Origin of the sequence: Vibrio sp. 1151_11, from assembly GCF_029478525.1 — a bacterium.
GTDB lineage: Bacteria > Pseudomonadota > Gammaproteobacteria > Enterobacterales > Vibrionaceae > Vibrio > Vibrio anguillarum.
The window spans coordinates 22,864-43,931 of sequence record NZ_SHMN01000021.1; the positions used below are offsets into that span (position 1 = coordinate 22,864).

Consider the following 21,068-nt stretch of genomic DNA (forward strand, 5'->3'; position numbering starts at 1 on the left):
TATAATTAAGAGTGATCAAGCTTCTCACTGCGATCATTTGCCGATACAGAACGACGAAAAGATGCGCCCTAACAAGTCATCGGAGCTAAATTCGCCCGTTATCTCGTTTAGATGTTGCTGCGATAAACGCAGTTCTTCCGCTAAGATTTCACCGGCCATGTAGCCTTCGAGCTGCTGCTGACCAATCATGAGGTGCTGTGCGGCGCGCTCTAGCGCGTCCAAATGGCGTCGTCTGGCCATAAAGCCGCCTTCATTGCCCCCAGCAAAGCCCATGCACTCTTTGAGATGAGTACGCAGAGCATCAACTCCCTCTCCAGTTTTTGCCGACAGGCGGATTAAGGTTGGAGAATTAACATGACAGATACCGAGCGATTCTTTGGTTTGATCGACTTTGTTGCGGATCACCGTCATGCCGATGTTTTCAGGCAATCGATCGACAAAATCTGGCCAGATTTCTTTCGGATCGGTGGCATCGGTGGTGGTGCCATCAACCATAAAGAGCACACGATCTGCTTTTGCTATTTCATCCCAAGCACGCTCAATACCTATTCTTTCGACTTCGTCATTGGCATCACGTAGGCCTGCGGTATCGATGATATGCAGTGGCATGCCATCGATGTGGATGTGCTCTCGCAGCACGTCACGTGTGGTTCCTGCGATGTCTGTAACGATGGCTGAATCTTTGCCTGAAAGCGCATTCAATAGACTCGATTTGCCCGCGTTAGGACGCCCTGCTATCACCACTTTCATCCCTTCGCGTAAAATGGCCCCTTGATTGGCCTCTTTGCGCACGGCGTCTAAGTTGTCGATGATATTTTGCAGATCTGCGGCAACTTTACCATCGGCAAGAAAATCGATCTCCTCTTCAGGAAAATCAATCGCTGCTTCAACGTAAATTCGCAGGTGGATTAGGGAATCGACCAAGGTGTGAATGCGTTTGGAAAATTGACCTTGCAATGAATGCAGGGCGGATTTGGCCGCTTCTTCAGAGCTGGCATCAATCAAATCGGCAATCGCTTCCGCTTGGGTTAAATCCATTTTGTCGTTTAAAAACGCACGCTCAGAAAATTCACCCGGGCGCGCTGCGCGCAAGCCACTGATAGCCAAAATGCGTTTGATCAGCATATCCATGACGACCGGGCCGCCGTGTCCTTGTAGTTCGAGCACATCTTCGCCGGTAAAGGAGTGAGGGTTAGGAAAATAGATCGCGATGCCTTGGTCAAGTTCGGTGCCATCTTGATGCTTAAAAGGCAAGTATTCCGCATAACGGGGTTTTAGCGTTTTCCCGGTTACTTCAAGCGCGACTTGAGCGGCTTTCGGGCCTGAGACGCGAATAATCCCCACGCCACCTCGGCCTGGAGCGGTTGCTTGAGCAACAATGGTGTCTGTAGACATAAGGGTACCTAACATAGGGGTGTATGAGCGCAATTGTAATCAGCCAAAAACAAAAAGGCGACCTTTTGGTCGCCTTTGTTTCACTTGTCAGTGTGACTTCTTGCTGAAGTGGCTACTTAGAGTGTAAGCCTTTTTTCTCCAGCGCTTTGTAAATCAAGGTTTGCTGGATCAAGGTAACGATGTTCGATACCAACCAGTAAATCACTAAACCTGATGGGAAGAACAAGAAGAAGAATGTAAACATAACCGGCATAAAGGTCATGATCTTCTGTTGCATCGGGTCAGTGACTGTCGTCGGGCTCATTTTCTGGATCATAAACATACTCACACCCATCAGCAGTGGCAAGATGTAGTATGGGTCTTGTGCTGAAAGGTCATGAATCCAACCAAAGAAAGGTGAATGACGCAGTTCAACCGATTCCATTAATGACCAGTAAAGCGCAATGAAGATAGGCATTTGCAGGAAGATAGGTAAACAACCACCGAGTGGGTTTACTTTCTCTTTCTTATACAGCTCCATCATTTCTTGGCTCATGCGTTGGCGGTCATCGCCGATGCGCTCACGCATTGCTTGCAGCTTAGGTTGCAGCATGCGCATTTTTGCCATAGAGGTGTATTGTGCTTTGGTCAGTGGGTACATAGCACCACGAACAATGAAGGTTAAGCAGATGATTGCTACACCCCAGTTGCTAACGAAGCTTTGAATGAATGAAAGCAACATGTGCAGTGGTTTTGCAATAAACCATAACCAGCCGTAGTCGACAACTAGATCAAGATTTGGCGCAACAGCAGCCATCTCATCTTGCAGTTTTGGACCGACCCAAAGTGTGGCTAAGAATGTTGCTTTTTCACCGTTGGCGATGGTTTTATTTGGCATGCGAACACCAATATCACCTAAGTTGCCAATCACGCGAGTGTATAAGTTTGACCCTGCTGCATCACGTGGGATCCACGCGCTGGCAAAGTAGTGTTGGATCATCGCCGCCCAACCTTCACCGTTAACTAAAGGCAGTGACAAGTTACGATCTTGCATATCATCGAAACTGTATTTCTTATAACGTGTATCTTGTGTTGAGTAAGCACCGCCACGGTAAGTTGGCATAGCCAAGCTGCCACCAGCGTCCAATAAATTTTGGCGTAGGTGTGCATACATACCCAGTGTCGCGTTATTACCAGATTGGTTGACTACATCAAATTCAACATCCAAGGCGTAGCTGCCACGTTTAAGGATGAAGGTTTTGGTGTATTCAAGGCCATTGGCTTGATAAGTCATGGGAATGCGCAGTTCGTCTTGACCATCTGCTAGAGCAAAGGTGTCGGCGCTAACAGTATAGTTTGGACGATTGTTGCTGCTTAAATCGATCCCTTGCGGTCCCACTAAACCACTTTGCGCGATAAACTGGTGACCAGGAATGTCTTTAAGTAGCACAAATGGGTCTTCTGAATTGAGTTCAGCATCGTACTTATTCAGCTCGGCCTTCACTACATCACCACCTACCGTGTCAATTGACAGAGTCAGTACATCAGTCTTGACGGTGATGGTTTTTGCAGACGCATTGGTTACTGCTGGTGCTGGGTCTAACTCATCAGCCATAGATGGTGCAGTTAAAGTGCTGCTATTTTGTGCCTGCTCAACCGCTTGAGGTGCTGGGTTCTTTGCTACTTGCCATTGCTGGAAAAGTAAAAAAGAAACGAGTGCCAAGGCGATTAACAGGATATTACGTTGAGAATCCATCGTTAATTATCTCTGTCTTGTTTTTGGACTGGTGGCGGAACGGGGTCAAAACCCCCTTCGTTCAAAGGGTGGCATTTTAATAGACGTTTGCCTGATAACCAACACCCTTTTACAAAACCGTGAGCTTTCAACGCTTCTATCGCATAGTTTGAACAGGTTGGAGTAAAACGACAGCGTGGTCCAAGCAGAGGACTGATGATTCCTTGGTAAAAACGGACGAATCCGATTGCTAACCACGCGAAGGGCGAGACAGGCGATGCCATAATTTTTCAAATAGTTTGAACATTTCTTCATTGCTTAAATCTTGCGCGCTCTTTTTCGCAATCACAACAAAATCTTTGTTAGGAAGTTGATGCTGTTTATTACGGAAGCTTTCGCGAGCGAGGCGTTTGAAGCGATTACGGCCAACAGCAGTTTTGATCTGTTTTTTGGGGACGGCCAACCCTAACCTTGGGTGGGTAAGAGCGTTTTCGCGAGCAATGATAGTGAAATGGGGAGAGCCTGCGCTGTGCGCTTGCTGGAAGACTTTTTTATAATGTTCGGGAGTTAACAAACGTAACTCCCGATTGAACGCGTACGTATTCAAAATAATCGCGAATTATTTTGACAGGCGCGCGCGGCCTTTAGCACGACGTGCATTAATAACCTTACGGCCATTCTTAGTTGCCATGCGTGCACGGAAACCGTGAGTACGCTTGCGCTTTAGAACGGTAGGTTGAAAAGTGCGTTTAGACATGTGTAATTACCTTACTGATCAGTAGTTTTTAGGTTCAAATAAACCCGGCGTGGGTATATTTTCGCTTCTTTAATAGAAAGAAAGGAATCCGACGCCTCTCAACAAAGAGGCGGAATTGTAATCACTGTCACAATAAGTGTCAACGATTGGGTTCACTAAAATTCCGGTCGGGGGATTATACGCAGTCTCCTTTAAATCACAAGGATCCTTCGTCGATCCCCACCTGATTTAAAAATTTCTTGAGCTTAGGATCCTGTGGATTACCAAAGATATCCTGTGGAGAGCCTTGCTCTACAATTTGCCCATCGGCCATGAAGATCACGCGATCGGCTACCTCCTTTGCAAACTGCATCTCATGGGTAACCACCAGCATTGTTTGGTGATGAGTGGCTAATTTCTTCATTAAAGCAAGCACTTCGCCAACCCATTCAGGATCGAGTGCTGACGTAGGTTCATCAAATAGCAGCAATTCTGGTTGTAGCGCCATCGCACGGCCGATCCCAACGCGCTGCTGCTGGCCACCAGAAAGCGCTGCGGGATAACTCTCTCCTTTATCCCCAAGACCGATGTCATCCAAAATCTGCTGCGCACGGGTCAGGGCGAGATCTTTTTTCCAACCGTGCACCGTAATGAGCCCTTCGGCGACATTTTGCCTCGCCGTCATATGAGCAAACAGCGCGTAGTTTTGAAAAACAAAGCCTGTTTTTCTGCGCAGTGCTAATACATCTGCTTTGGTCTGTTGCTGGGTGTCGACGGTGACATCATCAATAGTAATGGAGCCTTGGTCTGCGCGTTCTAGGAAGTTGACGCAGCGCAGTAAGGTCGATTTACCTGTACCGCTTGAGCCAATAATGACGATGATTTCACCTTTTTCTATTGCTAAGCTGATGCCTTTGAGCACTTCAGTATCGCCAAAGCGCTTATGAATATTATCGAGTTTAATCATCGTACATACGCCTTATTGAGTCTCTCTTCAGCCCAAATTTGTACCCGAGTCAGTACCACCACTACGGCCCAGTAAATTAATGCAACGGCGAGGAAAGCTTCAAAGAAGCGAAAGCTTGACGAAGCTTCCATCTGCGCTCTAGCCATGATCTCAGCGACTCCTAATGTAAAAGCTAATGAGGTCGATTTGATCATATCAATGAAGTAATTCATTAATGATGGCAACGCGATACGAGTGGCTTGCGGCAAAATAATGCGGCGCATTGCTTGGCTTGTGGTCATACCCACAGACAAACTCGCTTCCATTTGGCTGCGATCAATACCCAAAATGGCGGCGCGAATACTTTCTGCCATATAAGCGGCGAAGTGAAGAGTTAGCCCGATCACCGCGGCGCTAAATGCATTTAAACCGACCATCCACGGTAACACTTGCGGCAGACCATAGTAGAGTAGAAATAGTTGTACCAGCAGGGGAGTACCGCGGAAAAAGCTGATGTACAGCTGGCTTAGCGGATCCAAAATGGGCACTTTGAACACACGAATATTGGCTAAAATGACCGACAGGATCAAAGCAAACACTAAGCCCCAAGTCGCCATCTCCATGGTGGTGCCTAAATACCTGAGCAGTATTGGCATCAGCTCAAGCATATAGTGAAAATCAAATCCCATCGGCTTACCTTTTTAAAACAAAAAAGGTGGAATGTGTGGTTCCACCTCAATCCTATCTTTTGATAATAGGGGAATTTACTTATTGGTGATATCGGCAGCAAACCATTTTTCAGAAATCGCACTCAGTGTGCCATCAGCGCGCATCGAGGCTAACGCTTGATTCACTTCAGCTTGCAGTTTTTGGCCTTGCTCGTTGTTAACAAACGGCCAAGCGTTTTCAATGGTTTCAAAAGGGTGACCAGCCAATTGCAACGGTAAGCCCGTTGTTTTAATCAATTCCAGAGCCGAAAGGCGATCCATCACAAACGCATCAACACGGCCAAGAGCAACGTCATGTTCAATGCCAGTATCGTAAGTTTTGATGATGATTTTATTGTCTTTGTCAAAGCTGCGCAGTAGCTGCTCGAAGTTTGAGCCTAAATTGACCGCGACGGTTTTGCCGGCAAGATCGTCAATCCCTTTAATGCTGTCATTACCTTTGCGAACGGTAATTTGTGCACCGTCGATGACATACGGGTCAGCAAATAAGTATTTCGCTTTACGTGCTTCTGTGACGGTGATTTGGTTTGAAATGGTATCAATTCGGCCAGTTTCAAGCAGGCCAAAGAGACCGGAGAAATTAGCCGTAACATATTTTACGTCGTAATCATTGCGTTTACCTATCTCATCCCAAACATCCACTTCAAAGCCTTGCAGCTTGTCTTGTTTGACAAAAGTGAATGGAAAATAGCGCCCTGACATGCCGACTTTTATTTCCGTTGCCGCGTGTACGCTTGCAGCGGATAGTGCAATTGCAGTAATGGCGACTTTAACCCAGTTTTTCATCTTGAAACTCCTTATATTTATAGAGAGGGATGTTACTGGTAAAGCACTCAATAGAATAAATAACCAGTAGTTATTAACCATAACCGAACATAGTGACACAATTGGGGATAAGTATAGAGGATCCTTGTATATGTGGATCATCGTGTGGGTAAAGTGGTGCTAATTGTGAAGATCGACAAAAATCAAGCGCAAATTGTGTGAATAACTTCGATCTTATTCACTGGATCACGGATCAATCGCTGGCGATCTTGGTTATCAACAGGTAAAATCGCCAGTCTTTTCGATCATTTACTTAGGGTGAGGGCAACCGTGTCATCTTCGCTTTGGTTGCAATGTTTGCAACAGCTTCAAGAAGAGTTACCAGCAGCGGAATTCAGCATGTGGGTACGTCCGTTACAAGCGGAGCTCAATGACAATACTCTCACTTTATTCGCCCCAAACCGATTTGTGCTTGATTGGGTGCGCGATAAATACATCAACAGCATCAACCGACTACTGCAAGAGCATTGTGGCCACGATACCCCGAACCTGCGTTTTGAAGTGGGTAGTCGCCGGGTCAGCGCGCCTAAAGCTGCTCCCGTTCGTACTCAAGCGGATGTCGCGGCTGAATCTTCAGCTCCTGCACAGTTACAAGCGCGTAAACCAGTACATCGTACGTGGGAAAACGACACGGTTGTGGCAGACATTAATCACAGATCAAACGTTAACCCTAAACATAAGTTCAATAACTTCGTTGAAGGTAAATCGAACCAACTCGGTTTGGCTGCAGCGCGTCAAGTTTCCGATAACCCTGGCGCGGCCTATAACCCACTCTTCTTATACGGTGGTACAGGGCTAGGTAAAACACATTTATTGCACGCCGTTGGTAATGCGATTGTTGATAACAACCCGAATGCGAAAGTGATTTACATGCACTCAGAGCGTTTCGTGCAAGATATGGTGAAAGCGCTGCAAAATAATGCGATTGAAGAGTTCAAACGCTATTACCGCAGTGTTGATGCACTCTTGATCGATGATATTCAATTCTTTGCCAATAAAGAGCGTTCGCAAGAAGAGTTCTTTCATACCTTTAACGCACTGCTTGAAGGTAACCAACAAATCATTTTGACTTCCGACCGCTATCCGAAAGAGATCAATGGGGTGGAAGATCGCCTTAAATCTCGTTTTGGTTGGGGTTTGACGGTTGCGATTGAGCCACCAGAGCTTGAAACGCGTGTCGCGATTTTAATGAAGAAGGCAGAAGATCACCAAATTCATCTTGCCGATGAAGTTGCCTTTTTTATTGCCAAACGCTTACGTTCCAACGTGCGTGAATTGGAAGGCGCACTAAACCGTGTTATCGCCAACGCTAACTTTACTGGCCGTCCGATCACCATCGATTTTGTGCGTGAAGCGCTGCGTGACTTATTAGCTTTGCAAGAAAAATTGGTCACCATTGATAACATTCAAAAGACCGTGGCGGAATACTACAAAATTAAAGTGGCGGATTTGCTTTCTAAACGTCGCTCTCGTTCGGTTGCTCGTCCACGCCAGTTGGCGATGGCACTAGCTAAAGAGCTGACTAACCACAGCTTGCCTGAAATTGGTGATGCGTTTGGTGGCCGAGATCATACGACAGTGCTGCACGCTTGCCGTAAAATCCAGCAGCTACGTGAAGAGAGCCACGACATCAAAGAAGACTATTCGAATTTAATTCGTACCCTGTCTTCTTGATGCACAACCTTCTTATATCAGCTATTTTAACCCTCACATTTAGGGTTGCCCGATAACATCGTAAGAGCTAACTATGAAATTTACTATTGAACGTAGCCACTTCATTAAGCCACTTCAGCAAGTATCTGGAACATTAGGCGGACGTGCGACTTTGCCAATTCTTGGTAATTTGTTGCTCAAAGTGGAAGAGAACGAGCTGTCGATGACGGCGACCGATCTTGAAGTCGAACTGATTAGCCGTGTGACACTTGAAGGTGAGTGCGAAGCAGGAAGCATCACTGTCCCTGCGCGTAAATTTTTAGATATTTGTCGCGGCTTGCCCGATAGCGCCGTGATCACCGTGGTATTGGAAGGCGATCGCATTCAGATGCGTTCTGGCCGTAGCCGTTTCTCTCTGGCAACCTTACCTGCCAGTGACTTTCCTAATATTGAAGATTGGCAAAGTGAAGTGGAAGTGTCGCTCACTCAGGCAGAACTGCGTAGTTTAATTGAGAAAACCCAGTTTTCGATGGCTAACCAAGATGTGCGTTATTACCTGAACGGTATGCTATTTGAAATCGACGGTTCAACCTTGCGCTCTGTGGCAACCGATGGACACCGTATGGCGGTTTCGCAAACGGCACTCAGCGCGGATTTTGCCAATAAACAGATCATCGTGCCGCGTAAAGGGGTACAGGAACTGGTCAAGTTACTTGATGCGCCAGAACAGGCGGTTGTGCTGCAAATTGGTAGCTCAAATTTGCGCGCCCAAGTGAATAATTTCATCTTCACTTCTAAGCTGGTTGATGGCCGCTTCCCTGATTATCGCCGCGTTATGCCACAGCAAACGACCAAAACCTTAGAAACGGGCTGTGATGAGTTACGTCAGGCATTTTCTCGTGCCGCGATTCTCTCAAATGAAAAGTTTCGCGGGGTACGGGTTAATCTTGCGGATAATGAAATGCGTATTACCGCCAACAACCCAGAGCAAGAAGAAGCGGAAGAGTTGTTGGATGTCACCTTTGAAGGCGACGCCATCGAAATCGGTTTTAACGTCAGCTATGTACTCGATGTACTGAATACATTACGTTGTGAACAGGTTCGTGTATCGATGTCTGACGCCAACGCCAGCGCGCTGATTGAAAATCGCGATGACGACAGCGCGATGTATGTCGTCATGCCGATCCGACTTTAAGTTTGCGCAATGCCGCTGACTCGTTTAATCGTCCAACAATTTCGCAATATTAAAGCCTGTGATATCCCATTATCATCAGGCTTTAACTTTCTTATTGGCCCTAATGGCAGCGGCAAAACCAGTGTATTGGAAGCGATTTACCTGCTGGGTCATGGTCGCTCGTTCAAAAGCGCCTTAACCGGACGCGTCATACAAAATGAGTGTCAGGAGCTGTTTGTGCATGGGCGTTTTTTGACCTCGGATCAATTTGAGCTACCGATTGGCATTAATAAGCAGCGTGACGGTTCAACAGAGGTTAAAATAGGCGGTCAATCTGGGCAAAAACTGGCGCAACTGGCACAAGTTTTACCTTTGCAACTAATTCATCCGGAAGGGTTTGATCTGCTCACCGATGGACCAAAACAACGACGTGCATTTATTGATTGGGGGGTATTTCATAGTGAACCTGCCTTTTATGATGCATGGGGGCGTTTTAAGCGCCTCAATAAGCAGCGCAATGCGTTGTTAAAAACGGCAACCCATTATCGTGAACTCAGTTATTGGGATCAGGAGATGGCGCGCTTGGCTGAACAAATCGATGCATGGCGCACACATTATGTGACGCAAATGAAGTGTGTTGCCGAGGCGTTGTGTCGCAGTTTTTTGCCAGAATTTGATGTGCAAATGAAGTATTATCGTGGTTGGGAAAAAGAGACGCCCTATCAACAAATCCTCGAGAAAAACTTCGAACGCGATCAATCGCTAGGCTACACATTCAGTGGCCCGAACAAAGCGGATTTAAAAATAAAGGTCAATGGAACACCGGTTGAAGATGTTCTATCACGCGGTCAGCTTAAATTAATGGTGTGTGCACTGCGCGTCGCACAAGGACAACACTTAACCGAGCTGACAGGTAAGCAATGCATCTATTTAATTGATGACTTTGCTTCCGAATTAGATAGCCATCGTCGTAAGCGTTTAGCGGATTGCTTAAAATCGACGGGGGCACAAGTTTTTGTAAGTTCTATTACGCAAGGCCAAGTTGCAGACATGATTGAGTCAAACAGCAAGATGTTTCATGTGGAACATGGCACAATAGAGCACGGATAAAATAGTGAGAGAGTAACTCATGTCGAATAATTACGATTCATCGAGTATTAAGGTACTGAAGGGTCTGGACGCGGTTCGTAAACGTCCAGGAATGTACATCGGCGACACGGATGATGGCACCGGTCTGCACCACATGGTTTTTGAGGTGGTGGATAACTCAATTGATGAAGCGTTGGCAGGTCACTGTAAAGACATCGTAGTGACTATTCACGAAGACAATTCAGTTTCAGTTAGCGATGATGGCCGTGGTATTCCTACCGACCTTCACGAAGAAGAACAAGTTTCTGCCGCGGAAGTTATTATGACGGTTCTGCATGCGGGCGGTAAATTTGATGACAACTCATACAAGGTTTCGGGTGGTCTGCATGGTGTCGGTGTGTCCGTCGTCAACGCGCTGTCTGAAAAAGTGCTACTGACTATCTATCGTAACGGCGCTATCCACACACAAACTTATTGTCACGGTGTGCCACAAGCGCCGTTGGCTGTGGTGGGTGAAACCGATAAAACAGGGACAACCCTGCGTTTTTGGCCAAGTGCTGAAACCTTTACCAACATTGAATTCCATTACGATATTTTAGCTAAGCGTCTGCGTGAGCTCTCTTTCCTAAACTCTGGTGTATCCATCAAACTGTTTGATGAACGCGAAGAAGACAAAAAAGACCACTTCAGATATGAAGGTGGTATTAAAGCGTTTGTTGGCCATTTAAACCGCAATAAAACGCCGATCCATGAAAAAGTATTCCATTTCAGCTCTGAGCGTGACGATGGGATTACCGTGGAAGTGGCGATGCAGTGGAACGATGGTTTCCAAGAAAACATTTACTGCTTTACCAACAACATTCCTCAACGTGATGGTGGTGCCCACTTAGCGGGTTTCCGTGGGGCGTTAACTCGTACCCTAAACACCTTCATGGATAAAGAAGGCTTCTCGAAAAAAGCGCAAGCGGCGACCTCGGGTGATGATGCTCGTGAAGGTTTAACCGCGGTGGTTTCAGTGAAAGTGCCGGATCCTAAGTTCTCTAGCCAAACTAAAGATAAATTGGTTTCATCCGAGGTGAAATCTGCGGTTGAGTCGGCAATGGGTGAGAAATTGGCGGAGTTTTTGGCTGAAAACCCAAGTGAAGCCAAAATGGTCTGTTCAAAAATCATTGATGCGGCTCGTGCTCGTGAAGCGGCGCGTAAAGCGCGTGAAATGACACGTCGTAAAGGTGCGTTAGATCTTGCCGGTTTGCCGGGTAAACTCGCCGATTGCCAAGAAAAAGATCCTGCACTATCTGAACTGTACATAGTGGAAGGGGACTCTGCTGGCGGTTCTGCCAAGCAGGGACGCAACCGTAAAAACCAAGCGATTTTGCCACTGAAAGGTAAAATTCTTAACGTTGAAAAAGCACGTTTCGACAAAATGCTTTCTTCGCAAGAAGTAGCAACGCTTATCACCGCATTAGGCTGTGGCATTGGCCGTGATGAATATAACCCAGACAAACTGCGTTATCACAACATCATCATCATGACCGATGCGGACGTCGATGGTTCGCACATCCGTACGCTACTGTTGACCTTCTTCTATCGTCAAATGCCTGAGCTGATTGAGCGTGGCTACATCTACATTGCTCAACCGCCTTTGTATAAAGTGAAAAAAGGCAAGCAAGAGCAGTACATCAAAGATGAAGATGCGATGAACCAATACCAAGTTGCTTTGGCATTGGATGGTGCCTCATTGCATGTTAACCCTCAAGCGCCAGCATTAGCAGGCGAAGCGTTAGAAACCTTGGTTAAGCAATACAATGTCGCCATTAAGCTGGTGGAGCGCATGAGCCGCCGCTACCCTTACGCCTTGATCCATGAATTCATCTATATGCCGCGTATCATTGTTGATCAATGCGCTGATTCTGCAGTAGTAGAAGCGTGGGGCAAACAGCTGGTGGAGCAGTTAAATGCGAAAGAAGTTGGCGCAAGCCAATACAGCATTGAAACTGAGCACAATGCAGAGCTTGGTATTTATCAGCCTAAGATTGTAGTGCGCACTCATGGTGTAACGCACCAACATCTATTAAGTGCTGATTTGCTCAATTCGAAAGAGTACAGCAAGCTGGCTGACCTTTCTGAAGCACTTTATGGCTTAGTTGAAGAAGGGGCTTACATTCAACGTGGCGAGCGTATTCAACCTGTCGATAACTTTGTTGATGCGTTGAACTGGTTAATTAAAGAGTCTCGTCGTGGCCTAAGCCTACAACGCTACAAAGGTCTAGGTGAAATGAACCCAGATCAGTTGTGGGAAACGACGATGGATCCTGAATCTCGCCGTATGCTGCAAGTCACGATTGAAGATGCTGTTGGTGCTGATGAACTGTTTACCACCTTGATGGGTGATCAAGTTGAGCCGCGTCGCGCATTCATCGAAGAGAACGCCTTAAAAGTTGCCAACCTCGATGTCTAAGTCGTTGCTATAAAGCAAATCCCAAAAACACCGTTTCGCAAGAGCGGTGTTTTTTTATGGTCAATACAAAGTCACCCAACGTGGGAGCAACCATTTTTAGTATCAACACTTTCTACTTATCTTAGGTTGTCTTCAAGGATAAAAGGTCATAAACGTTTTTTTATTGGGATTTTCTCTCAATAAAAAAAAGTATCTACTATTTTATTTTATTCCATGTTTTTAGAGGTTTTTATAAGCTTGAATTATATTTTTTGGCCGATATAGTATTCATTAATTACTTTTTAGGAGATGTGGGTTTGTTATTTATCTTACAGTAATAAATCCGAAGGTCTAACTTTCGGATATTATCTAATCTATTTTTGGAATTATTGTAAGGAGTAATAAATATCAACTTATTTAAGCGTTGGCTTGTTTTTTTAAAAGTAAAATAATAACAAGCTTATTTGTTACCTATCAGTCTCCACTGATTTTACTGACTCTTTTCGAGAGAATAGAAGCAGAATCATTGGCCAGATATTCTACGGCAGAGCGCCGAGTCAACGTTGGAGATAGGGTCAGCTTTGTTGATACAGAAAAGTGTCAACCTTATCAAATTATTATAGTGCTTGGTGAGCGGAACAACCCTAATGATGGTCTCGTATCACTTTACTCTTATTTAGGCGCTTCTATTTTTGGATTACGTGAACAAGAGTGTTTTAAATTATATATTTTAGGAAAAGAGCGAGAATATAAAGTGGTTAATATTCTTCCTGAAAAGTCACTAACGTGTGTAAATTAAATTTCTTCGTTAAAATAAGGAGATTACTATGAGTAAGAAAGATATGAAAAAAGCGCAACTTAGCCTAAAAGAAAAGCGGAAATTAAAGCAAGAAAAAATGGAAGAAAGCAGTGTAATTAAAGAAAGGAAAAAACGTGGAAAATAAAATAAGTTTTCATCGGTTAAAGTGCAAAATAAAGCCTAATGATATCGTTAGGCTTTTTTATGTCTCTGTATTGACTCTATATCCTGCTAATGAAGGCTTTGTAACTCTACGGAGTATCAGTTTGATTCGATGTCCTCTTTCTAGTTTCTGTTCGCTTTAGCGGGAACTAAAAAATTTTTCAAAAAATCCTTGAAAAGAATTTTAGTGCCCCTATATCTATCAATGAAGAGGATGCCGTAAGGACCTCTGGAATGGCGACACAGGTTTGCTCTCTTAAGAGGAGCCTTGTGTTGTGATTATTAAATGTGTTGTTAGCTCCATGTTGAAAGAATGGCTGCTAACGGCTTAGCGTCTATGCGCTAAGGCTATTGCTTATGATGAGGATAGTATGATGAGAACAGTAGATTTCACTCCTTTATACCGCAACGCAATTGGTTTTGACCGTCTATTAAACATGATGGAATCCAGTTCAGCGAAGAATAGCTCTGCGGGTTACCCTCCGTACAATATTGAACAGCAAGACGACGATAAATATCGCATCACGATGGCGGTAGCTGGTTTTTCTGAAGAGCAGATTGAGATTACTCAACAAGAAAATACGCTGATTGTGCGTGGCGAACGTAAACCCGAAGAGAATAAAAACTACGTCTACCAAGGTATTGCTGAGCGCGATTTTGAACGTAAATTCCAATTGGCCGACTATGTCAAAGTACTCGGAGCCACAATGGAAAATGGCTTGCTACACGTGGATCTTGAACGTGAAACACCTGAAGCGATGCAACCACGTAAAATTGCGATTAATGGTAAAAACTTAATTGAGAACAATTAAGTTACTGGCCACATTAAAGTAGTGAAAGAGCGCCTTTTGGCGCTCTTTTTCATGGCAGAAAGGATGAATTACTGTTGATACGCTAATGCCACTTCTTGAGCAATAATTTGAATGCCCTTTTGCATGGCTTCATCATCTTGCACGTAGTTCATGCGCAGACACTGATGCGCGTGTTGCCAATCGTCTTGTTGACCAATAAAGAAATATTCACCCGGTACAATCAATACTCCTCTGGCTTTTAGACGTTGGTAAAGTTCCATCGTGGTGATCGGGAGCTCATCAAACCAGAGCCATAAAAAGATCGCCCCTTCTGGTTTATGGATACGAAAGCGCGGGTCGCTAATGGCTTGCTTGAGTAACTCGACTGCCCTTTGTGATTTCTGCTGGTAAAAGGGCTTGATCACATCGCGACTGAGCCTTAATAGATCGCCTTTTTCAATCATATGATGAGCAATGGCTGGGCCGATGCTGCCTGGCGCTAAGCTAATGATGCCATTCATGTTGGTTAATGCTTGGGTAATGGTTTCGTTGGCAATGACGATACCGCAGCGCACACCGGGTAAACCCAGTTTCGAAAGGCTCATGCATAAAATGGTGTTGTCATTCCAAAAGGGTTCAATCTCTTCAAAAATGATATTGGGAAATGGAACGCCGTATGCATTGTCGATAATCAGTGGGATATTGTTCTCTCTAGCCAGCTTATCGAGCTTGTGGATCTCTTGTTCTGTGAGCACATTTCCCGTCGGATTGGTTGGACGGGAAGCACAAATGGCGGCTACCGACGAATCCACGCTCAAGGTTTCGAAATCCACGTGGTATTTGAATAAGCCATTGTCGAGTAGTTCTATTTCTGGGCGATAGGAGACAAAAATATCTTCATCTATCCCGGCATCACCATAACCAATATATTCAGGCGCTAATGGCAGTAAAATTTTCTTATGTGAACCATCAGCTTGCTGGCCAGCAAATAGATTAAATAGATAGAAAAATCCACTCTGGCTGCCATTGGTTAAGCTAATGTTCTTTTCACTGATTTCCCAGCCATAGGTTTCTTTGAGCAGTTTTGCGAGAGATTTAACGAACAGATCTTTACCTTGTGGGCCATCATAGTTGGCGAGGGCAGCGATCAGTTCACCACTGCTAAGCATGTCAGCACTGGTTTGATGAAAGTAGTCAATCATGGCGGGAATGGCGGCTGGGTTACCACCGCCGAGCATAATGGCTCCGGCGGTGCGCAGGCCATCATTGAGATCGTCCATTAACTGGGTAATACCGGAATACTGATTAAATTTTTCACCAAATTTCGAAAACTGCATTGCTGACTGCCTAATTCATTCTTGTATTTGCTTGCATAAAGGGGCATGAAACGATGCCATGCCCATCGAGTAATCCTTGAACATACCCCAATGTTTTTGCGAGTCAAAGCACTATTTTTCGCCAAATAACACACTGCGGTCAGATAAAACAAAAAGCCCAGCGGATGGCCGCTGGGCTTTGATAGATTAATTTGTGTGCCGAAATATCAGCGACTACTTTTGCAGCAGTGAAATATCAGCAATTTGTAGGAACAGATTACGCAAGTTGTTGAGCAGCGTTAAACGGTTTTGTTTTAATGCTTCATCGTCTGCCATCACCATGACATTATCAAAGAAAGCATCAACAGGTTCACGTAGTGCTGCCAGCTTGCTCAGTGCTTGTTGGTAATCACCGGTAGCGAAAGCAGGTTCTAGTGCTTCGGTCATCACTTCCACTTCTTCCGCTAAGGCTTTTTCGGCCGCTTCTTGAAGAAGTGTTAGGCTGATTTCTGCAGCCAGTTCACCGTCAAATTTCGCTAAAATGTTACCGACACGCTTGTTTGCCGCCGCTAGGGCTTCAGCCGCGTCCAGTTCACGGAAGTGGGAAACTGCTTTAACACGTTTGTCAAAATCAGCGGGTTTGGTTGGACGACGAGCAAGTACCGCTTGGATGATGTCGACGCTAAAACCTTCATCTTGATACCAAGCACGGAAACGGCCAAGCATAAACTCAATTACATCGTGCTCAACGTTGTCGTTGGTAAGGCGATCACCAAACAGCGATTTCGCTTTTGCTACGAGGTCAACTAAGTCCAAGTTATAGCCGTATTCAACGATGATGCGCAGTACACCCAGTGATGCGCGACGCAGAGCAAAGGGATCCGAGCCTTTTGGTGCTTGGCCAATACCGAAGATGCCGACTATGGTGTCTAGCTTGTCTGCGATTGCCACAGCGGCGGAAACGCCATTGGTTGGCAGAGCATCGCCAGCAAAGCGTGGCATGTACTGTTCGTTTAGTGCAACGGCGACTTCTTCTGCTTCTCCGTCATGGCGAGCATAATGCATACCCATCACGCCTTGCGTGTCGGTAAATTCAAACACCATTGAGGTCATCAAATCGCATTTAGCCAGTAAGCCCGCACGTTTTGATTTTTCTACATCCGCGCCAATCTGTTCTGCAATGTAACCAGCCAGTTCAGTAATACGGTCAGTTTTATCTTTAATCGTACCCAACTGCTGTTGGAAAATCGCGGTTTCTAGTCGTGGTAGACGATCGACTAATTTGCTTTTGAGATCGGTATTAAAGAAGAATTCCGCGTCCGCTAAGCGTGGACGAACGACTTTCTCGTTGCCTTCGATAACATGGCGAGGCTCTTTCGACTCGATGTTAGAGACGAAAATAAAGTTAGGCAGCAATTGCTTATTCGCATCGCTCATCTGATGAGAATAAACCGGGAAGTATTTTTGGTCACCTTTCATGGTGTAAACCAAAGCTTCTGACGGTACTTTAAGGAATTTTTCTTCAAATTTCGCCGTCAGCACCACTGGCCATTCAACCAGTGAGGTCACTTCTTCAACCAAGTCATCGTCAAGATCGGCAACACCGCCAACCTGTAGCGCTGCTTTTTGTGCATCCGCAATAATTATTGCTTTACGTGCATCGTAATCGGCGATTACTTTACCGCGCTGTTCTAAAATCGCTGGGTATTGCTCTGCTGAATCGATGGTGAACTCTTTTTCGCCCATAAAGCGGTGGCCACGAATGGTGCGCGCAGAAGCTACGCCTAAGATCTCACCTTCGATCAGTTCATCACCCATCAAAATAGTCAGAGTTTTTACTGGGCGGATAAATTGTGTTTCTTTATCACCCCAGCGCATGGGTTTGGCGATAGGCAAGTTTGCTAACGCTTTGGCGGCAAGTTCAACCACAATGGCTTTGGCATCTTGGCCTTTGACTTCCTGTTTGAACAGTAGCCATTCACCTTGTTCTGTTGTTAGGCGATCCGCTTGCTCAACAGTAATGCCGTTACCACGCGCCCAGCCTTGTGCTGCTTTGGTTGGATTGCCATCGGCATCAAAAGCAACAGAAATAGCGGGGCCACGTTTTTCGACCACTTTATCCGCTTGACCTTGGGCCAAGTTGGTCACTTTCAGTGCTAAACGGCGAGGGGTTGCAAACCATTTGATGCCTTCGTGTGCCAGTTCAGCGGTTTTCAATTCTGCGGCAAAGTTAGCCGCAAACGCTTCAGCCAAAGTGCGAAGTTGTTTTGGTGGTAGCTCTTCTGTGCCTAATTCAATTAGAAATTCTTTTGCCATCTTATTTGTCCTCACCCTTTTTACACATAGGGAAGCCGAGTGCTTCACGAGATGCGTAGTACGCTTCTGCAACCGCTTTGGTCAGGTTACGGATGCGTAGGATGTAACGTTGACGTTCTGTCACCGAAATCGCTTTACGCGCGTCCAATAGGTTAAAGGCATGGCCCGCTTTCAAAATACGCTCATAGGCAGGAAGTGGCAGCGGTTTTTCTAGCTCAAGTAGATGCTTACACTCTTTTTCGCACTGGTCGAAGAAAGTGAAAAGAAAATCGACATCCGCGTGTTCGAAGTTGTAAGTGGATTGTTCGACTTCATTTTGATGGTAAATGTCACCATAGGTGACTTTACCTAATGGGCCATCTGTCCAGACTAAGTCATACACTGAATCCACGCCTTGAATATACATGGCAAGACGTTCAATACCGTAAGTTATTTCGCCGGTGACAGGCTTGCACTCAAGGCCACCGACTTGTTGGAAGTAAGTAAATTGAGTTACTTCCATGCCGTTTAGCCACACTTCCCAGCCAAGACCCCAAGCACCTAAGGTTGGGTTTTCCCAGTTATCTTCCACGAAACGAATATCGTGTACTAGTGGGTCAACACCGAGCACCTCTAAAGACCCCAGATACAACTCTTGAATGTTGTCTGGTGAAGGTTTGATGATGACTTGGAATTGGTAATAGTGTTGCAGGCGGTTTGGGTTTTCACCATAACGACCGTCCGTTGGGCGACGAGAGGGTTGAACATACGCCGTTGCAATGGGCTCTGGGCCTAAAGCTCGCAGGCATGTCATTGGGTGAGAGGTTCCTGCACCAACTTCCATGTCTAATGGTTGAACAATGGTACAGCCTTGTTGGGCCCAATAATCCTGCAGCGCGAGGATCATACCCTGAAAGGTTTTGATATCGTATTTTTGCATAGTCAGGTTCGCGCGATTCTTCTGTCTGAATGGATGAAAATAACGAACAAGTATACCCAGATATTCGCTCAGCGAGTAGGGGTAATCTTGCTTAATTAATGGTCGAAAATCCGTTTTGGTCGAATTTATCGCATCGATTGTGCCAAATTCCTGCACATGAACGATTTTGACTTATTTCTAACTTGAGATTTTCACTCGGCCTGATTAGAATTGCGCCGTCTTTGGGGAGTAGCTTACCAGTGAGATTTCTTATCTTAATGGTTCGTTCGTCAACATAATTGGTGCCAAATCACCGTGGCGTTCGAGGCTAAAGTCATTTTAGCTTAGCAAGACCTTAGACAAACATCACAAACCGGGGCGGGGAGTGGCGTTTGTCTATGGTTATTATAATTATCCCGCCCCATTGAGCCTGTCGTGAGCGTATTAGCTATTTCAATTACTACCGTCGCCTTAGCTGAAATTGGCGATAAAACCCAACTGCTTTCTCTGCTGCTAGCCAGTCGTTATCGTAAACCTTTGCCTATTATTGCCGCCATTTTTGTCGCAACGATGGTTAACCATGCACTCGCTGCTTGGCTGGGCGTGGTCGTTGCCGATTACCTGTCACCAGAAATCCTTAAATGGGTGTTGGTCGCCAGCTTCCTTGCCATGGCGGGTTGGGTGTTAATTCCAGACAAACTCGACGGTGATGAAAAGATTACCAATCGAGGTCCTTTTGTCGCTAGCTTCATCGCTTTTTTTGTCGCTGAAATTGGCGATAAAACCCAAATAGCAACGTCTATTCTTGGTGCGCAATATGCGGATGCTCTACTGTGGGTGGTGCTCGGAACGACGATTGGTATGTTGCTGGCTAACGTACCTGTGGTGCTGATTGGTAAATTATCCGCCGATAAAATGCCGCTAGGACTTATTCGTAAAATCACGGCGGTACTCTTTTTGATATTAGCGATCGGCGCGGCGATTTGGTAATTCCAATCGATTAGATGATTGGGCGAGTGAGCGTGACACAATTTATTACTCAACTTGTCGCCCAACGTCTACGGTTGCGTGATGAGTGATGAGTGACAAATTTATGCCATACTGGTCATGTTACTGTAGTGCTAGATGATGCAAGTCTAAGAGGGAATGCATATGCTGACACGTTATATGGGAATGACCGCCAAGAGCCAAAGTTACTTGTTTACGTTCGGTTTTGTGCTGACGTTGTTGGGTATGGCGTTGACGGAAATGTGGCTACCCATGGTGGCCGGCGCAATCATATTGTGTGGCTTAATGGTGGAATCTTGGATCCGAGTCGCGCACATTATCCCGATGCACGATGAAATTCGAACCCTGCAAAAGCAGATCACAAAACTGCAATCAGAGATCCGCACCATCGAGTTTAATGAGTAGTGTGCAGCGCAATGAATCAATAGCAAAAGGCGGCCTTTTTGAGGTCGCCTTTTCTTTTGCGTACGCATCACTTAGATCGAGGCTTAACTCAATCCTTTCTTAATCAAATAGAGATAGGGCAATGTGTCCACTTTCTCCGCAATTAACTGATGATCCATAAAGCGGCAAAAACTGGGAATGTCTCGAGTGGTTGACGGGTCATCGGCTTTCACTAGTAAAATTTCGCCATCTTGCATGGTTCGAATGGTTTTTCTGACCATCATTACAGGCTCGGGACAGCGCAATCCTTCGGCTTCGAGTATTTGTGTGGCAAGTGCCGGATCAAATGTCATATTCAAACCTAATCGATGTTATCGCAAGGCGTAGATAATACTGGCGAGGAAAAAATATTCAATAACCACTTGGCAAAGTGATCTTTTTGTTTTAACTTACTTAACAAGTTGATAACAATTTGGTGAGGCACTTATGTTAACAGCGCTTGATAGGTTAACCATTTATTCGGTTCTCTGCTTTATCTCATTTTGTGCCTTAGTGATGCGAACGCCTGCAGAAACGTCATGGATGCCACTTTTTGGTGTCAGTGCGTCACTGGTTGGGATCTGGCTTGAGATGCATCTTTGGAAAGGCATCTCAGAAGAGCAGAATCACTAATCCATCACATATTGATCAACGCATT

The 21,068-nt window shown here is 45.5% G+C and carries 21 protein-coding genes; 9 read left to right on the plus strand and 12 right to left on the minus strand.

Features of this window, described 5'->3' with window-relative positions; genetic code table 11:
* Positions 1-33: 33 nt before the first annotated feature.
* From mnmE to EXZ60_RS14565, 8 genes are all read right to left on the minus strand, one after another.
* Positions 34-1,395, minus strand: a complete 1,362-nt coding sequence (gene mnmE, locus EXZ60_RS14530) for a tRNA uridine-5-carboxymethylaminomethyl(34) synthesis GTPase MnmE (protein ID WP_029189865.1) — start codon at positions 1,393-1,395, stop codon at positions 34-36.
* Between the two features lie 112 nt (positions 1,396-1,507).
* Positions 1,508-3,130, minus strand: coding sequence for a membrane protein insertase YidC (yidC, locus tag EXZ60_RS14535; protein ID WP_017046370.1), 1,623 nt, complete (start codon positions 3,128-3,130; stop codon positions 1,508-1,510).
* A 2-nt stretch (positions 3,131-3,132) separates the two neighbouring features.
* Positions 3,133-3,393 (minus strand): membrane protein insertion efficiency factor YidD, encoded by a 261-nt coding sequence (gene yidD / locus EXZ60_RS14540; protein ID WP_081265547.1) that lies wholly within the window; start codon positions 3,391-3,393, stop codon positions 3,133-3,135.
* A complete protein-coding gene (gene rnpA, locus EXZ60_RS14545; RefSeq protein WP_026027667.1) occupies positions 3,360-3,716 on the minus strand; it encodes a ribonuclease P protein component in 357 nt (118 codons plus the stop codon). Before rnpA ends, yidD begins: the two co-directional genes overlap by 34 nt.
* A gap of 12 nt (positions 3,717-3,728) precedes the next feature.
* A complete protein-coding gene (gene rpmH / locus EXZ60_RS14550; protein WP_010319951.1) occupies positions 3,729-3,866 on the minus strand; it encodes a 50S ribosomal protein L34 in 138 nt (45 codons plus the stop codon).
* Between the two features lie 196 nt (positions 3,867-4,062).
* Entirely contained in the window at positions 4,063-4,812 is a 750-nt protein-coding gene (locus EXZ60_RS14555; RefSeq protein WP_013855580.1) for an amino acid ABC transporter ATP-binding protein, read from the minus strand.
* Positions 4,809-5,480, minus strand: coding sequence for an amino acid ABC transporter permease (locus tag EXZ60_RS14560; protein ID WP_010319949.1), 672 nt, complete (start codon positions 5,478-5,480; stop codon positions 4,809-4,811). The genes EXZ60_RS14555 and EXZ60_RS14560 overlap by 4 nt, the downstream gene beginning before the upstream one ends.
* A 75-nt stretch (positions 5,481-5,555) precedes the next feature.
* The gene (locus EXZ60_RS14565) at positions 5,556-6,305 is read right to left on the minus strand and encodes an amino acid ABC transporter substrate-binding protein (RefSeq protein WP_194663603.1); all 750 of its coding nucleotides are present in this window, start codon (positions 6,303-6,305) and stop codon (positions 5,556-5,558) included.
* A gap of 309 nt (positions 6,306-6,614) precedes the next feature.
* Between EXZ60_RS14565 and dnaA the strand changes: the two genes are divergently transcribed.
* From dnaA to EXZ60_RS14595, 6 genes are all read left to right on the plus strand, one after another.
* Positions 6,615-8,018, plus strand: a complete 1,404-nt coding sequence (gene dnaA, locus EXZ60_RS14570) for a chromosomal replication initiator protein DnaA (RefSeq protein ID WP_010319947.1) — start codon at positions 6,615-6,617, stop codon at positions 8,016-8,018.
* 73 nt (positions 8,019-8,091) lie between these two features.
* Positions 8,092-9,192: a DNA polymerase III subunit beta gene (gene dnaN, locus EXZ60_RS14575; protein ID WP_277435893.1), complete on the plus strand. Its 1,101-nt coding sequence runs from the start codon at positions 8,092-8,094 to the stop codon at positions 9,190-9,192.
* 9 nt (positions 9,193-9,201) lie between these two features.
* A complete protein-coding gene (recF, locus tag EXZ60_RS14580; protein ID WP_013855575.1) occupies positions 9,202-10,281 on the plus strand; it encodes a DNA replication/repair protein RecF in 1,080 nt (359 codons plus the stop codon).
* 19 nt (positions 10,282-10,300) lie between these two features.
* Positions 10,301-12,718 carry a DNA topoisomerase (ATP-hydrolyzing) subunit B gene (gene gyrB / locus EXZ60_RS14585; protein ID WP_013855574.1) on the plus strand — a complete coding sequence of 806 codons (2,418 nt, stop codon included), beginning with the start codon at positions 10,301-10,303 and terminating at the stop codon, positions 12,716-12,718.
* A 505-nt stretch (positions 12,719-13,223) separates the two neighbouring features.
* The gene (locus EXZ60_RS14590) at positions 13,224-13,496 is read left to right on the plus strand and encodes a GreA/GreB family elongation factor (RefSeq protein ID WP_017046366.1); all 273 of its coding nucleotides are present in this window, start codon (positions 13,224-13,226) and stop codon (positions 13,494-13,496) included.
* Between the two features lie 536 nt (positions 13,497-14,032).
* Positions 14,033-14,470: an Hsp20 family protein gene (locus tag EXZ60_RS14595; RefSeq protein WP_088731324.1), complete on the plus strand. Its 438-nt coding sequence runs from the start codon at positions 14,033-14,035 to the stop codon at positions 14,468-14,470.
* A gap of 68 nt (positions 14,471-14,538) precedes the next feature.
* Here EXZ60_RS14595 and EXZ60_RS14600 read toward each other — a convergent pair whose 3' ends face one another.
* The 3 genes from EXZ60_RS14600 to glyQ all read right to left on the minus strand — a co-directional run bounded on the left by EXZ60_RS14600 (position 14,539) and on the right by glyQ (position 19,000).
* Positions 14,539-15,786: a valine--pyruvate transaminase gene (locus EXZ60_RS14600; RefSeq protein ID WP_115339413.1), complete on the minus strand. Its 1,248-nt coding sequence runs from the start codon at positions 15,784-15,786 to the stop codon at positions 14,539-14,541.
* A gap of 213 nt (positions 15,787-15,999) precedes the next feature.
* The gene (gene glyS, locus EXZ60_RS14605) at positions 16,000-18,081 is read right to left on the minus strand and encodes a glycine--tRNA ligase subunit beta (protein ID WP_277435894.1); all 2,082 of its coding nucleotides are present in this window, start codon (positions 18,079-18,081) and stop codon (positions 16,000-16,002) included.
* A 1-nt stretch (position 18,082) separates the two neighbouring features.
* Complete coding sequence (gene glyQ, locus EXZ60_RS14610) at positions 18,083-19,000, minus strand: glycine--tRNA ligase subunit alpha (protein ID WP_013855568.1); 918 nt, start codon at positions 18,998-19,000, stop codon at positions 18,083-18,085.
* Positions 19,001-19,414: 414 nt separating this feature from the next.
* On the opposite strand from glyQ, the gene EXZ60_RS14615 reads away from it, so the two are divergent.
* Together EXZ60_RS14615 and EXZ60_RS14620 are read left to right on the plus strand one after the other, a co-directional pair.
* Entirely contained in the window at positions 19,415-19,969 is a 555-nt protein-coding gene (locus EXZ60_RS14615) for a TMEM165/GDT1 family protein (RefSeq protein WP_017046363.1), read from the plus strand.
* A 162-nt stretch (positions 19,970-20,131) separates the two neighbouring features.
* Positions 20,132-20,392 carry a hypothetical protein gene (locus EXZ60_RS14620; protein ID WP_010319938.1) on the plus strand — a complete coding sequence of 87 codons (261 nt, stop codon included), beginning with the start codon at positions 20,132-20,134 and terminating at the stop codon, positions 20,390-20,392.
* An 83-nt stretch (positions 20,393-20,475) separates the two neighbouring features.
* Here EXZ60_RS14620 and tusA read toward each other — a convergent pair whose 3' ends face one another.
* A complete protein-coding gene (gene tusA, locus EXZ60_RS14625; RefSeq protein ID WP_020977692.1) occupies positions 20,476-20,724 on the minus strand; it encodes a sulfurtransferase TusA in 249 nt (82 codons plus the stop codon).
* 133 nt (positions 20,725-20,857) lie between these two features.
* On the opposite strand from tusA, the gene EXZ60_RS14630 reads away from it, so the two are divergent.
* On the plus strand, positions 20,858-21,043 hold the full coding sequence (locus EXZ60_RS14630) for a hypothetical protein (RefSeq protein WP_010319936.1): 186 nt from the start codon (positions 20,858-20,860) through the stop codon (positions 21,041-21,043).
* Positions 21,044-21,068 lie beyond the last annotated feature (25 nt).

Excerpts from the sequence above, each read along its gene's own strand:
- mnmE (WP_029189865.1), bottom strand. The coding sequence starts at position 1,395 with ATGTCTACAGACACCATTGTTGCTCAAGCAACCGCTCCAGGCCGAGGT.
- yidC (WP_017046370.1), bottom strand. The coding sequence starts at position 3,130 with ATGGATTCTCAACGTAATATCCTGTTAATCGCCTTGGCACTCGTTTCT.
- yidD (WP_081265547.1), bottom strand. The coding sequence starts at position 3,393 with ATGGCATCGCCTGTCTCGCCCTTCGCGTGGTTAGCAATCGGATTCGTC.
- rpmH (WP_010319951.1), bottom strand. The coding sequence starts at position 3,866 with ATGTCTAAACGCACTTTTCAACCTACCGTTCTAAAGCGCAAGCGTACT.
- EXZ60_RS14555 (WP_013855580.1), bottom strand. The coding sequence starts at position 4,812 with ATGATTAAACTCGATAATATTCATAAGCGCTTTGGCGATACTGAAGTG.
- EXZ60_RS14560 (WP_010319949.1), bottom strand. The coding sequence starts at position 5,480 with ATGGGATTTGATTTTCACTATATGCTTGAGCTGATGCCAATACTGCTC.
- EXZ60_RS14565 (WP_194663603.1), bottom strand. The coding sequence starts at position 6,305 with ATGAAAAACTGGGTTAAAGTCGCCATTACTGCAATTGCACTATCCGCT.
- dnaN (WP_277435893.1), top strand. The coding sequence starts at position 8,092 with ATGAAATTTACTATTGAACGTAGCCACTTCATTAAGCCACTTCAGCAA.
- recF (WP_013855575.1), top strand. The coding sequence starts at position 9,202 with ATGCCGCTGACTCGTTTAATCGTCCAACAATTTCGCAATATTAAAGCC.
- gyrB (WP_013855574.1), top strand. The coding sequence starts at position 10,301 with ATGTCGAATAATTACGATTCATCGAGTATTAAGGTACTGAAGGGTCTG.
- EXZ60_RS14595 (WP_088731324.1), top strand. The coding sequence starts at position 14,033 with ATGAGAACAGTAGATTTCACTCCTTTATACCGCAACGCAATTGGTTTT.
- EXZ60_RS14600 (WP_115339413.1), bottom strand. The coding sequence starts at position 15,786 with ATGCAGTTTTCGAAATTTGGTGAAAAATTTAATCAGTATTCCGGTATT.
- glyS (WP_277435894.1), bottom strand. The coding sequence starts at position 18,081 with ATGGCAAAAGAATTTCTAATTGAATTAGGCACAGAAGAGCTACCACCA.
- glyQ (WP_013855568.1), bottom strand. The coding sequence starts at position 19,000 with ATGCAAAAATACGATATCAAAACCTTTCAGGGTATGATCCTCGCGCTG.
- EXZ60_RS14620 (WP_010319938.1), top strand. The coding sequence starts at position 20,132 with ATGCTGACACGTTATATGGGAATGACCGCCAAGAGCCAAAGTTACTTG.
- tusA (WP_020977692.1), bottom strand. The coding sequence starts at position 20,724 with ATGACATTTGATCCGGCACTTGCCACACAAATACTCGAAGCCGAAGGA.
- EXZ60_RS14630 (WP_010319936.1), top strand. The coding sequence starts at position 20,858 with ATGTTAACAGCGCTTGATAGGTTAACCATTTATTCGGTTCTCTGCTTT.